Genomic DNA, 12,255 nt, shown 5'->3' on the forward strand with positions numbered 1-12,255 from the left:
ATCATAACCTTTTTATATGATAGGACAAAAAGACTTTAATATCTATAAAACCTTTTCTCTTTTCATGATTATGATTTAGCTGTAGTCAGACGTAAGATAAGATATCCTACGATAGCTGAAAGGAATGACCCAAGAAGAATGGCCAACTTGTCTGCATAGTGATAGATCTGTGTATCATTATAGGCTAGGGTATCGACAAAGAGACTCATGGTAAAACCTATACCTGTGAGGACACTGACCCCATACAGCATGATCCAGTTACTCTCTTTGGGTAAAGATGCAAGTCCCATTTTTATAGCTAACCATGAGAAACCGAATACACCCACCTGTTTACCGATAAAAAGACCAAGCATGATTCCCAGTGGTACCGTACCGGCCATCTCTTCTATAGAGATACCTTTGAGATCTACTCCTGCATTCACAAAAGCAAAGAGAGGCAAGATCATATAGACCACCCAGTTATGAAGATCATATTCCATCTCTTTTGCCATGGAGAAGTCGTTGCCTTCTTTATCTTTAGAGGAGAGAGGGATCATAAAGGCAAGTGCTACACCGGCAAGTGTGGCATGGACTCCTGATTTGAGCACGGATACCCATAGAATGATACCCACAACCATATAGGCTGATTTAATGGCTATATTCATACGGTTCATCACAAAAAGTACAAAAAGTGCGATCGCTGCAATAGTAATAGACATGGTTGACAGCTCACTGGTGTAAAAGAATGCAATGATCAAAATGGCACCCAAGTCATCGATAATAGCCAATGCCATCAAAAATACTTTTAAAGAGACAGGAACCCTTTTCCCCAGTAAAGATAAAATACCTAAGGCAAATGCTATATCTGTAGCAGTAGGGATCGCCCACCCATTCATAGAAAAATCTTCACCTCTATTGAATGCGATGAAAATTAAAGCAGGTACGAGCATACCACCCAGTGCAGCGATACCCGGCAAAGTGATCTGTGAGAGTGAAGAGAGATGACCTTCTCTCACTTCACGTTTAATTTCAAGACCTATAACGAGAAAGAATACGGCCATGAGTCCGTCATTGACCCATAAAAGGAGCGGTTTGGCTATCTGGAGATCACCAAAGCGTATTTCAACCGGCGTATGTAAAAAACTTGTATAGAATGATGACATAAAAGAATTTTGCAGCAGCAATGCTAGAATAGTGGCAATGATCAGTAAAATCCCTGCGGATGATTCTTTTTTGATGAAATCCTGAAGAAACTGTGTGAACATGATTTTTAACCCTTTGTTATCAATTGGATTATTCTAGCTAAAATTTACTAATCAAAATAAATAGTTGGTTAATATTGACAATTATATGAGAATGAACTAGAATAAGAACAAAGGAGTTATGAGATGAAAAAGAATATAGAAGAAGTCATAGAGCATGTGCAAAAATCAACTGAAGTATCTGAAGAGAATAAACCATTGATCTTAGAGAAACTCAAAGAGTGGAAAGAAGAGGATGATGCTATTGCAGAGGTCTCTGTACGGTTTGAAAACTGGTGGATTGAGATGGAACCTATCTTTGCTGAACTGGGTTGGATATAAATTGGTGGAAATATATACACAATATACCTATGAAAAAAGATGGCAGAAAACCAGTGAAAAAGATGCACTTCGTATGATAGCAGAAGAGATGCCTGAAACAGATCCAGAGTCTACTTTAAAGTATATCATCTCGCAGATTGAAAAGGGAAAGATCATTACTCTGGGTGAGTGCAGGTTTAGTTCCAAAGCTATATCATAGATTATTTTATAGCTAAAACATATATCCTTAAAAGGAGAGTTTTATGAAAGATTTTATGAGTGAGGTCGCTGTTCTTTTTTCTTATCCTAAAAATCTCATTATATTAGCCATTAGACTGATCTTGTCCTACGGATTTGCCACACCGGCTTTACTTAAGATCAATAACCTGGAAGATACGGTAACATGGTTTGACAGTATGTCTATACCTCTACCCTTTTTATCGACCTATCTCGTTTCAAGCATTGAAACCATAGGTATTATCCTTTTGTTTTTAGGACTTTTTACCCGTTATATCTCTATTTTACTTTCGTGTGTGATGGTGGGTGCCATATTTTTCGTCCATATAGAAAATGGTTTTTCTGTTGCAGATAATGGATTCGAAATACCACTTTACTATCTACTTTTTCTTGTCTTCCTTGCCACTTTTGGTGCAGGCAAATATAGTTTAGACAGAGTTTTGTTTAAGGATGCCAGATGACTAAAGAAAATCTATTCTCCTATTTTCCTCTTTTTTCTTCAGATTGGGGTGTGTTCATTAAACTATTACTCATTATATTGATACTGGTGCTTATCAATATCGCAATTTATGATAGATTTATACAAAGAAAAAACCAACTTCTGATTAATTTTCCTCTTATAGGACGTATGAGATATCTTTTTTATATGTTACGGAACCCAATGCGTCAATATTTTGGTGATGAGACATTTTATGATTCTTTTGAAAAAATTGATTGGATCAATAAAGTGTCACATGGAGAAAACCCTTATTTGTCCTTTTCCCCTTCAAATCCTTACGGTAATCAAAAATCACTTTTTAGACATGCCAATTTTGTCAATGAACTGCATGAAGTACAAGCTGAGTTTTCCGTACGATTTGGTGAAAATAGAAAAATACCCTTTGAAAGTAAAAGTATCATAGGCAGATCAGCTATGAGTGATGGGGCGGTATCACCGGAGGGAACACGCGCTTATGCTCGTGGTGCTTTTAATGGACAGTTTCCTATCAATACGGGGGAGGGCGGTTTGACCTCTAACTTCCTTGCAACACTCAACCTCAAGGATTGTGAAAATTCTTATCTTGAGATGAAAGAGGGAACATGGTTCGCCAAGTCTATCTATAGAATAATGAGATTCTTTACCAATAGAGAAGTGTCTCAACGCCTTTATAGACATATGGTCGTACGACAAAAAGATAGAGGGTCTTTTATATTTGATAGAACCAGATTGGTCTATTTTCGCATTAATTGGCATAGTCCCTTAGAGTCATTTCCCGAATCCATATCCGAAGGTATACCGGATATTACGTTCCAGATGGGAAGCGGCCTGTATGGTGTAAGAGATGAGGAGGGGAATTTCAGTGATGACCTTTACCAAAAAGTGATGCGTTTCTGTCGTATGACCGAAGTAAAACTGGCACAGGGGGCAAAACAGACAGGAGGTAAGCTTCTTGCAACGAAGGTCAGTGATGATATTGCTTACTATAGAGGTGTTCCTGCCCATAAAGACCTGGTAAGCCCTAACCGTTTTCCTTATGCTACCGATATGGAGACATTTTTTGACTTTATTGAACGCTTACAGAAGTTATCCGATAAACCAGTAGGTTTTAAGATCGTTATCTCATCACGAGAGAATTTTGAGACCTATGCGAAAGCGCTGAAAAACAGAGTCTCAGAGGGGAAAGATATTGCTGATTTTATTACGATTGATGGTGGGGATGGTGGTTCAGCAACTGCACCGTTGGAGATGATGAGTAAAATAGGTCTACCGATACGTGAAGCACTCCTTATAGTCAATCAAGTGCTCAACGAGTATGAACTCAGAGAGCATATTAAGATCATAGCGAGTGAGAAGGTACTGACACCTGATGATGTCGTTGATCTGCTTTGTCATGGTGCTGATTTTATCAATATTGCCAGAGGTTTTATGATCGCAGCAGGTTGTATACGTGCGAGAGAGTGTAGTGGTGCAAACGGTAGAGACTGTCCTGTCGGGCTTAATACCATGAATGAAGCCAAAAGAAGTAAATATCTTGTCATTGAAAAATCAAAGCACATCGCATTCTATCATCATCAACTCCTTCATGGTGTACGTACACTGCTTGCCGTAATGGGTAAGAGACACATCGATGAGCTCAGTATGGATGATGTTATACTGCGTTCTATCAAAAAAGAGACGAATCAACCCTACTGTTCAACTAAAGTATAAATACTTCCTCTTTATAAAGTGTGATATCTTGTTTCACACTTTCTTCATACTTCTATTTTATACTGCTTTCGTAATTAATACATATTCTAAAAGGATTAACATGAATAAGAATACTATTAAAGATAGAAGAAGTTTTTTAACTAAAATGTTGGTTGCAGGTGCAAGTGGTGTAACATTACTTTCATCTTCAGCTTATGCAAAAAAAGAGACTACGGATACTACTGTTGTATTGACTGAAGATCAAAAAGATATGCTCTTCTATATATACCAGGAAGAAAAGGTCGCTAGAGATGTATATATTACTTTAGGTAATATCTATACAGATGAAAATACTTTTGCCTCGATTCAGGTATCAGAACAGAGACATATGGATTCGGCAAGAGAACTTTGTGAAAAATATGGTGTGGATACTTCAGGTGTAGATGAAGATGCTGTAGGAAGCTTTGTATTGCCTGTACTGCAAGAGCTCTATGATACCTGTGTGAGTGAAGGTGAAGAAACACTTCTTGACGCACTCAAAATAGGCGAATTAATCGAATATACTGACATAGAAGATCTGGAACATGCGGCTGAAGGTATGCCAGAAGATGTAGTCTCTGTATTTGAAAGCCTTAAAGAAGGTAGTTTAAGTCACCTTGATGCATTTCAGGCAGCGATTGAAAGAGTATAATCTATGATGTTAAAAAACAGTAGCAAGACGTACTCACTGTTAGAGCCTAAAGATATACTCAGTGTTTACTATACATCATTATATAGTGGTGATCTCTCAACGATCAAAGAGTTGATGACACCAGAGTCATATATGATGACTCTGGAAACGTTTGGTTTAAGATTATCATTGAGAGACCCAGAGTTCAAGTCACATTTAAAAGTGATAGGAAAAGATGCAGATGCATTGAGTGAAGTCGAACATAAACTCTCTTATGATCTTATTTCCAGAAAAAAGTCGCCTGTGATCAAAATGAAGTCTGTATCATGGAACGGTGAAGAACGACAGACCATTAACTATACAGAAGATGGTAAAATAAAGAAACTCTATTTTTCAAAAGAGAAAGATGGCTGGAAGATCAACTACTATGCCGGACGTAAAGTCGCGTAAATACTTACATCTTATTTATTAAATTTTTGTTCTGGCCATACCAGTCTAAATGTACTCCCTTTTTTAGGCTCTGACTCCAGTTCGATCTTTATATGATACTCTTTACAGATCTGATTCACTATATCCAATCCCACACCAAATCCGCCATGTAAACTGTTCGTGGATTTAAAACGATCAAAGATACTTTTTTGATCTTCTTTTGAAATACCGATGCCATTATCTTTTACAGAGAAATAGTTCTCAGTCAAACTTACTTCGATCTCACCGTTTTTTTTAGAGAACTTTATCGCATTTGAGAGAAGGTTGTCTATAAGCAAGATAAGTTTTCGTTGATCCATATAGATCGTCTTGGGTTGTAATGCAGTGCTGACCTTTAGCCCTTTAAACTGTATGAGTGTATCCATATACTTGATTCTTTCAAGGATCACCTCTTTGACATCTATTGGTGTGTCTTCATACTCTATATAGTCATGAAAAGAAGCAAAAGAGAGGTCTCGGTAAAGACTGGAGAGGGTTTTGGTTGCGATATCTATACGATCAAGTGAGCGAATCTGTTTTGCATCGAGATTGTGTTTGTCCATATGTTCATAGCTCATGAGTATCGTACTGATGGGAGTATTCATCTCATGGGTGGCATCTTTCATGAATTTGGTGAGAGAGGCGATGGATCTTTTGATGGGAGATAACATGATCTTGGCCAAGAGAAGTGCGACAAAAAGTATAAAAATAAATCCATAAAAAGCTATGAGAGTGATCTCTTCAAGGATCTCATTTAACTGTTGTACATCAAGAGGTTTCTTGATCACTATGTATTTAACATCAAGATACTCTTTGTAGAGTGTCTCTACAAGATAGTATTCGTCATCATCGGCATAGAAGAGTTTGGAAAAATCAATATCATCCATGAATGTGGAAGCGAGGAGTTCTCTTTCGTTATCATAGAGTGCGATGTCATACCCCTCTTCATAAAAAGTGAATTGCTCACTTTTGTTCATATGGTAGTATTCCAACTGTGCATTGATACTTCTCGCTTTGTATCGCATTTCCAAATGCATCTTCTCGATCAAAGCATTCTTACGGTCTATATAATAAAGATACCCCACCCATGTGGCTAAAATACTGAGTGACCCCAGGTAGACCACCATGAAAATAATGACACTTTTGGTACTAGCCTTCATCAGTCTGAAGTTTCCATTTCAAACCTGTAACCAAGACCTCTAAGGTTCTGTATCATATCTTTGGTCAGGTGTTTTCTAAGATTTTTTATATGTGCCCTTAGAGATTCAGCTGAGGCTGTTTCATCATAGTCCCAAAGTACATCATACAGACTTTCAAATGTGACGACCTCATTGGGATGTTTCAAAAAGTGTTTAAGCAGTTTAAGTTCTTTTTGCGGCAGAGAAACACTCTCTCCACCTGTATGGAGTAATTCTGTATCTATATCAAAAGTGATATCTTTATCTATCTGTATCATGTTAGAACGTTTTTGTGCAAAAGAACGCTTCTGGATGTTTTTAATACGTAAAAGAAGTTCGGTAAGTTCGAAAGGTTTTTTGAGGTAATCATCTGCACCGCTTTCAAAGCCTTGTGATACATCCTCTATGTCATTGAGAGATGTGACAAATATCGTAGGGGTGGCATCACCATTGTCTCGCAGTGTTTTCAATAGATCAAAACCTTTGATCGCAGGCACATTGACATCGAAGATATAGAGGTCATACTGTGTCTCATAGGCTCTATTCAGTGCTTCTTCCCCATCATAGACAAGGTCTAGCTCAAAATCATTGTCTTCAAGATACTCTGACATGATATCGGCCAAACCTATATCGTCTTCCAATAATAAAATTTTCATCGGCACTCCTGATATTTACTATGATTATAACATACTCAGGAAAAGAGTTTTTCATACTTCTTTCATACTTTTTTACTATAATAAACAAAAATTGAGTAAGGTGCTAATGATGAAATGTAAATATATACTTCCTACACTTTGTATATTTGGCGCCATGTCACTTCATGCAGAGGAGAAAGGATTAGGGAATATCCTTCAACAAGCAGGTCAGAAGAAAGCACTGACCAAACCTGAGCCTCAAAAGAAACCTTCTAAAAAGAAGAAACGTTTTGTATTTAAAGATGAATATAAATCAAATGGTATAGGATCTGGAAATGAAGCTGCGGCCGAAAAAAAATCAGAAAGTTATGACTATGACAACAGATCAAGGTTTAAATTCAAATTCAATGATGGTTCGGCACAGGGTAACTTCATGAGTGGATATGGTGGTAATTCAGGCATGGGAGGATCCATGGGTGGTGGATCAGGTAGCGGTGGCGGAGGAGGTCGAAGATAGACCTCTTTTACTTCATAGATGCTTCACACTCTTATTTTATACTTTGAATGTAACACATAATATTTACTTTCAAAGGACATACCATGAAAAAAACCTTATTGACATTGGGTGCTGTAGCACTTTTAGCCACTCCTTCTTTATTTGCTGCAGAAGATAGTTTGCAAGAACATCTTAGAATGGAACAAAAACTTCAACAACAGTATCAAAAAAGACTCAAAGACGGTAGTGAAAAAAACCAATATAAATATAATTATCAAAAACAGTATGAGTATAAAGGTACAAACCCAAATAGATCAAATAATGGATCAATGGGTGGACAAAGAGGTGGTGGCGGTGGCGGTCGTCACTAAAAAGTACTATTTATATAGTACAACCTAATTTGAAGGGTATCTGTGACCAACAACGATACCCTTCTGTATAATAGAGCTACATATTCAGATCATGAATATAGGTAGCAAGCTCATGAAGTTCTTCATTAGAGTGTTTATTGACAAAATCTTTTTTTAAATTTTGCACAAAAGGCATTGCTTTTCTTTCTCCTGACGCGTAGTTTATAAGTGCTTTTTCTATCTCTTCGACCGACATCTCTTTTATCGCTTTAGAGGTTCCCATGGCTTTCATATCACCATTTACACCGTGACAGCTCGCACATTTTTGCACATAAGCATTCTGTGCAGGTGAGGCAGAAAGAATACTCACTGTTAAAAGTGATACGCCAATTTTTATGAAGTTCATACTACTCCTTTTCAATTATTTTTACTCTATTATATACTTATATCATTTGAATTCAGGTTATCTATCTTGCTTCTTTATAGTCAGTTGTGCTAGAATAAACAGATAGTACAAGGCTATTTTAAAGGAAGGGAGTAAGAATGATAAAAATGAACAGACAGAGTTTGGTAGCAGTGGGGCTGCTTGGATTCATCAGTTTGACAAGTGAAGTGAAGGCTATGCCTTTGTTTGCTACACAGACAGGTATGGATTGTAAGGCATGTCACATACAACACATAGAAAGGCTCAACAAATTTGGTAGAAAGTTTTTGGCCTCAGGTATGACCATCAGCCAGAAATTTACAGATGCAAACAGCAGCGGGTCAGATATCAATCCATCAGTGATGTTCAAGTCCATCTATGAAAAAACAGATAATAAACCGAGTGAATCTGGAGTTGTCAAAGATACGACTGTAACAAATGACGGTATTTTATCTGTACCTAGAACTGCTGCACTGTATGTAGGGGGAAGGGTAACAAACAATGTTGGTGCCCTTGTCAATCTTTCTTATAAATCTCAGAATGATCATTCTGTTTCAGGTAAAATGGTCTATGCACAAGAGATCCAAGATGGATATATGGGATTAGCAGCGTACTCTACAGCTGACTTTGGTCCTTTCTCCGGTATGGAGATCTACAATTCAGGTCTTTATAAACCGTTTAGAACATTTGATATAAGAAGACTTTCCAATGCACTACAAGCAACAGAGATAGGTACTGGTGCTGCAACTGGTCTACAGGCTTACTTTGACAAAGACGGCGCATTGGCAGATGGTGATCATCTTTTTGCAACTGTAGGTATGTATGCGCAGGGGCAGGACAATGTTCAAATGGAGCTAACAAGCAACCTGATCCCATTTGCGAGATTAGCATATGAATATCCTGTAGGAGAGTATAATCTTATATTAGGTGGATTTATTATGAGCGGTGGAGAGACAGTAGATGCTACAAGTTCTCTCAGTATAGAACGTAAAACCTACGGAATGGATTTTATGGTTGAAGGGTATATAGGTGATAAAAGTGCAACTTTGACGATGAGTAAAGTCTTTAAAAACGAAGTAACTTATACAGGTATCGGTGCTGGTACATCCAAAGATCTTGATAATTTAGACAATGAAGCATTCTCCATAGGTGGAGAAGTGAACCTTACTCCGGAGTTTGGTATGAAACTCTCATATCTTACTTTCAATGATGTTTATGATTATGCAGATGGTGGAAAGGGAAGACTGAAACACATCAATGTAAAAGATCTGGACAATGCCATTACTGTAGGTATGGACTATTCATTCAAGTACTACCTACCTATGAAGCTGACTGTAGAACATAGCTGGGCGAAGCCATCAAGATCAGATATAGAAGACTATAGAGACTTCCTCGTTAGTTTCAATATGTTGTTCTAAAAATATAAATATAATTTAACATTGACTTAACATTTATTAAGTACAATAGAATGTATAGTAAAAATATCGGGGAGATAAAATCATGAAAAAAAACTATAAAAATAAAATTTTAGGTATGAGTGTAGCGGCAGCAATGTTACTTAGTAGTAATGTATATGCAGGTAAGATTATTGGAGTCGATGCAGGTACACCGCATACTCTTACTGAACCACTTCCAACGCAGTATGGTTTTGGTGGATGGAATTTAGGTAATGTTGACGTGAGAATGGTTAATGCGGAGACTGGTGAGGCGACGGGGTTAACCTTTAATGAGTCGAATGGAACATATGATATTATGACTTATGGTGATTCTTTTCGCTCTGATATTACCGAAACAAATGGTGGTACAGTCATGGGAATACTGAAAGGAAAAGATTGGCCAGTCGGTGAACCTGCAGGTATCAAGGTAGTCAATGATGATGCTGGGACTGCTCAGAGTGGAAAATCGCCGAATTGTATCATGACGACTTCATATTTGGATGAAGTTGATAGTGGTACAGGCGAGAGTGGATATCTAGATATTTATGATAAAAACCCAGATGGTATTGCTGTTCCTACGGTCTGTTCAAGTCCTTTCCAATCTCATAAAAGGTTTAAGATCAATATGCAGCCAGCATCAGTTTTTGCTTTTGATGAATTTACTAGATATGGTAAGCCTATTGATCTTGTTTTTAACCTTGATACTGAAGATAACAGTACAGCAGCTAGAAGATACCAGGTATTTTCAAAGATCAATAACTATACGGACATGAGACTGGATGGTTACATGATTGAACTGTTGGATGAAAATGGAACAAAAGTAACCGCTGACAATAAAATAAAATTTTCATTGGATATAAGTACAAAAGAGTCTGACGAGAGCGGATATGAAGCTGTATTCGCACATGGTTTGTGGGGACCAAAAGATACAAAACATGAACCACCTCATTTTGAAACAGATGGTTTCTTTAGCAGTGTAAGAGCAGGTTTTGTTCAAGAAGGGAACGATACTCAGGAACTAATAGGTGGACCAGATACACTGGGTAGTAACTATGTAGATCTCTTTGGCATTTGGTTGCCATCCAAATGGGTACCGTATGGTATCTTCTGGGATGATGATAATGATCCGACAACCGATGCTGAACTTGTAGCGTTTTGGGGTACAACACCAGTAGAAGCAAATGATCCAAACGCAGTTCCTGCTTGGCATAAAGGACAGGCTGATGGATGGGCTGAACCTTCAGCAGAAGAGTTGCTTACATGGATGGCTGATCCGCTCTATAGCCTAGGTAAGATTGAAGATACTCTGAACTTGGGACCAAATTATGTAGTGGAAGTTGGACAAAATAGTACAATTGGTAAGACATTTACTATTCGTATTACTCCACGAGTTGCCCCAGACGCTAATCAGACAGCGCCAAGTTATATTGATGCAAATGGTGACTATATCATGCCACCAACTGATTACAATGGTACAGTAGCAAAGCTTGTCATTAGCCCGGCACCAGAGTTTACTATAGGTGCAGATCTATCTGTGGGTGTTGCAGATACTAATGTAACTGGAGCTTCTCCTGATGTAAACGATACGATAGTTGTTGTCATTACAGCAGACAGTGGTGATGAAGAAAACTTAACACTCACAGAGACAGATGTGAACAGCTCTATATTTGTGGGATCTATTGGAACTGATGCGAACAGTGTTACGGCAGATGGAACTGTAAATGTAGTGAATGGTACTGTTGTAACAGCGACATATGGAGCATTAACCGCAACAACTACAGCAACAGATGGAACAACGGTCACACCTCCTCCTTCAGATGATCTTAACCCGAGCAGTGGTGGTGGAGGTTGTACATACAACCCTAACAGTAAGAACTTTGATATGATGTTCCTAGTGATGATGGCTCTTGGACTTCTCTATCCATTCAGAAGAAGATTTATCAAATAATATTCTCTGTGAATAAAATACACAAACAATTTGGAGCGGCTGTCCTGGCTGCTCCACTATTTGTACTTCTTCATAACACTATATTTCAACAACAACTACTTGATCTGCAGTTAGTCTCTTTTGATATGAGATCACTTTTATTTCTGATAATTTTTTATCCGGTAGTGGAGGAGTTGGCTTTTCGTGGAGTGATCCAGGAGTACATAGCTGCGAAGACAAAAGAATATCCATCTTTCTTTTATCTATCCATAGCGAACATTGTGACTTCACTGCTCTTTGTTGCAATGCATTTCGTACATCATACACCTCTCTGGGCAATGCTTGTGTTTATACCGTCTTTGGTCTTTGGGTATTTTAAAGAGCAGTACGGGCACATAGGTGCCAGTATCTTTCTTCACATGTTTTATAATGCGTGCTCTTTGTTTTTGATCTTGTAGATTAGATGCACATCGCCTGTTTGATCTTTTCCTGATTGAGCTTTTTGATGAGCTTTGTTGAGAGTTCACCGTAACGCTTTTCGTCAAGGTTAAGCTCAGTCTGAATCTCTGATTGTGGCACTTCATCTGCCCATGACCTTAAGAGTTTGAACTCTTTTTTAGTCAGTTTCACCTTGAGTACTTCAAGCAGCTCTTCTGGGTTCTTAAGAGGGTATACAAGCTTTTTTATGTGTTTTTCTATCTCTTCGTTTAGTGTTGACAATGTTTT

At 37.9% G+C, this 12,255-nt stretch carries 16 protein-coding genes; 11 read left to right on the top strand and 5 right to left on the bottom strand.

Going from position 1 to position 12,255, the window contains the following annotated elements; translation table 11 throughout:
* Positions 1-68: 68 nt before the first annotated feature.
* Entirely contained in the window at positions 69-1,244 is a 1,176-nt protein-coding gene (gene nhaA / locus PF327_RS03635; protein ID WP_289401389.1) for a Na+/H+ antiporter NhaA, read from the bottom strand.
* 123 nt (positions 1,245-1,367) lie between these two features.
* Here nhaA and PF327_RS03640 point away from each other — a divergent pair, with 123 nt between their 5' ends.
* The 6 genes from PF327_RS03640 to PF327_RS03665 all read left to right on the top strand — a co-directional run bounded on the left by PF327_RS03640 (position 1,368) and on the right by PF327_RS03665 (position 5,065).
* Complete coding sequence (locus PF327_RS03640) at positions 1,368-1,562, top strand: hypothetical protein (protein WP_289401390.1); 195 nt, start codon at positions 1,368-1,370, stop codon at positions 1,560-1,562.
* A gap of 4 nt (positions 1,563-1,566) precedes the next feature.
* The gene (locus PF327_RS03645) at positions 1,567-1,761 is read left to right on the top strand and encodes a hypothetical protein (protein ID WP_289401391.1); all 195 of its coding nucleotides are present in this window, start codon (positions 1,567-1,569) and stop codon (positions 1,759-1,761) included.
* Positions 1,762-1,804: 43 nt separating this feature from the next.
* On the top strand, positions 1,805-2,239 hold the full coding sequence (locus tag PF327_RS03650) for a DoxX family protein (RefSeq protein ID WP_289401392.1): 435 nt from the start codon (positions 1,805-1,807) through the stop codon (positions 2,237-2,239).
* The gene (locus tag PF327_RS03655; protein ID WP_289401394.1) at positions 2,236-3,966 is read left to right on the top strand and encodes an FMN-binding glutamate synthase family protein; all 1,731 of its coding nucleotides are present in this window, start codon (positions 2,236-2,238) and stop codon (positions 3,964-3,966) included. Before PF327_RS03650 ends, PF327_RS03655 begins: the two co-directional genes overlap by 4 nt.
* A gap of 100 nt (positions 3,967-4,066) precedes the next feature.
* Complete coding sequence (locus PF327_RS03660; RefSeq protein WP_289401395.1) at positions 4,067-4,636, top strand: ferritin-like domain-containing protein; 570 nt, start codon at positions 4,067-4,069, stop codon at positions 4,634-4,636.
* A 6-nt stretch (positions 4,637-4,642) separates the two neighbouring features.
* Entirely contained in the window at positions 4,643-5,065 is a 423-nt protein-coding gene (locus PF327_RS03665; protein ID WP_289401396.1) for a hypothetical protein, read from the top strand.
* An 11-nt stretch (positions 5,066-5,076) separates the two neighbouring features.
* Here PF327_RS03665 and PF327_RS03670 read toward each other — a convergent pair whose 3' ends face one another.
* Both PF327_RS03670 and PF327_RS03675 read right to left on the bottom strand, forming a co-directional pair.
* The gene (locus tag PF327_RS03670) at positions 5,077-6,243 is read right to left on the bottom strand and encodes a sensor histidine kinase (RefSeq protein WP_289401398.1); all 1,167 of its coding nucleotides are present in this window, start codon (positions 6,241-6,243) and stop codon (positions 5,077-5,079) included.
* Positions 6,243-6,917, bottom strand: a complete 675-nt coding sequence (locus PF327_RS03675) for a response regulator transcription factor (protein WP_289401399.1) — start codon at positions 6,915-6,917, stop codon at positions 6,243-6,245. The genes PF327_RS03670 and PF327_RS03675 overlap by 1 nt, the downstream gene beginning before the upstream one ends.
* Positions 6,918-7,026: 109 nt before the next feature.
* On the opposite strand from PF327_RS03675, the gene PF327_RS03680 reads away from it, so the two are divergent.
* Together PF327_RS03680 and PF327_RS03685 are read left to right on the top strand one after the other, a co-directional pair.
* A complete protein-coding gene (locus PF327_RS03680) occupies positions 7,027-7,413 on the top strand; it encodes a hypothetical protein (RefSeq protein ID WP_008242993.1) in 387 nt (128 codons plus the stop codon).
* Between the two features lie 83 nt (positions 7,414-7,496).
* Positions 7,497-7,763: a hypothetical protein gene (locus PF327_RS03685; RefSeq protein WP_289401402.1), complete on the top strand. Its 267-nt coding sequence runs from the start codon at positions 7,497-7,499 to the stop codon at positions 7,761-7,763.
* A gap of 76 nt (positions 7,764-7,839) precedes the next feature.
* On the opposite strand, the gene PF327_RS03690 is transcribed toward PF327_RS03685, so the two are convergent.
* Positions 7,840-8,148 carry a c-type cytochrome gene (locus PF327_RS03690; protein ID WP_289401403.1) on the bottom strand — a complete coding sequence of 103 codons (309 nt, stop codon included), beginning with the start codon at positions 8,146-8,148 and terminating at the stop codon, positions 7,840-7,842.
* A gap of 137 nt (positions 8,149-8,285) precedes the next feature.
* Between PF327_RS03690 and PF327_RS03695 the strand changes: the two genes are divergently transcribed.
* The 3 genes from PF327_RS03695 (at position 8,286) to mrtJ (ending at position 11,987) form a co-directional block, all read left to right on the top strand.
* Positions 8,286-9,584, top strand: a complete 1,299-nt coding sequence (locus PF327_RS03695; RefSeq protein WP_289401405.1) for a hypothetical protein — start codon at positions 8,286-8,288, stop codon at positions 9,582-9,584.
* A gap of 82 nt (positions 9,585-9,666) precedes the next feature.
* On the top strand, positions 9,667-11,550 hold the full coding sequence (locus PF327_RS03700) for a choice-of-anchor F family protein (RefSeq protein ID WP_289401406.1): 1,884 nt from the start codon (positions 9,667-9,669) through the stop codon (positions 11,548-11,550).
* A gap of 8 nt (positions 11,551-11,558) precedes the next feature.
* Positions 11,559-11,987: a JDVT-CTERM system glutamic-type intramembrane protease MrtJ gene (gene mrtJ / locus PF327_RS03705; RefSeq protein WP_289401407.1), complete on the top strand. Its 429-nt coding sequence runs from the start codon at positions 11,559-11,561 to the stop codon at positions 11,985-11,987.
* Position 11,988: 1 nt separating this feature from the next.
* On the opposite strand, the gene PF327_RS03710 is transcribed toward mrtJ, so the two are convergent.
* On the bottom strand, positions 11,989-12,249 hold the full coding sequence (locus PF327_RS03710) for a hypothetical protein (protein ID WP_289401408.1): 261 nt from the start codon (positions 12,247-12,249) through the stop codon (positions 11,989-11,991).
* Between the last annotated feature and the right edge of the window lie 6 nt (positions 12,250-12,255).

The organism is Sulfurovum xiamenensis (assembly GCF_030347995.1).
GTDB lineage: Bacteria > Campylobacterota > Campylobacteria > Campylobacterales > Sulfurovaceae > Sulfurovum > Sulfurovum xiamenensis.

Coding starts and splice junctions, on each gene's coding strand:
- nhaA (WP_289401389.1), bottom strand. CDS start 1,244: ATGTTCACACAGTTTCTTCAGGATTTCATCAAAAAAGAATCATCCGCA.
- PF327_RS03675 (WP_289401399.1), bottom strand. CDS start 6,917: ATGAAAATTTTATTATTGGAAGACGATATAGGTTTGGCCGATATCATG.
- PF327_RS03685 (WP_289401402.1), top strand. CDS start 7,497: ATGAAAAAAACCTTATTGACATTGGGTGCTGTAGCACTTTTAGCCACT.
- PF327_RS03680 (WP_008242993.1), top strand. CDS start 7,027: ATGAAATGTAAATATATACTTCCTACACTTTGTATATTTGGCGCCATG.
- PF327_RS03700 (WP_289401406.1), top strand. CDS start 9,667: ATGAAAAAAAACTATAAAAATAAAATTTTAGGTATGAGTGTAGCGGCA.
- PF327_RS03660 (WP_289401395.1), top strand. CDS start 4,067: ATGAATAAGAATACTATTAAAGATAGAAGAAGTTTTTTAACTAAAATG.
- PF327_RS03640 (WP_289401390.1), top strand. CDS start 1,368: ATGAAAAAGAATATAGAAGAAGTCATAGAGCATGTGCAAAAATCAACT.
- PF327_RS03690 (WP_289401403.1), bottom strand. CDS start 8,148: ATGAACTTCATAAAAATTGGCGTATCACTTTTAACAGTGAGTATTCTT.
- PF327_RS03665 (WP_289401396.1), top strand. CDS start 4,643: ATGTTAAAAAACAGTAGCAAGACGTACTCACTGTTAGAGCCTAAAGAT.
- PF327_RS03650 (WP_289401392.1), top strand. CDS start 1,805: ATGAAAGATTTTATGAGTGAGGTCGCTGTTCTTTTTTCTTATCCTAAA.
- PF327_RS03670 (WP_289401398.1), bottom strand. CDS start 6,243: ATGAAGGCTAGTACCAAAAGTGTCATTATTTTCATGGTGGTCTACCTG.
- PF327_RS03695 (WP_289401405.1), top strand. CDS start 8,286: ATGATAAAAATGAACAGACAGAGTTTGGTAGCAGTGGGGCTGCTTGGA.
- PF327_RS03655 (WP_289401394.1), top strand. CDS start 2,236: ATGACTAAAGAAAATCTATTCTCCTATTTTCCTCTTTTTTCTTCAGAT.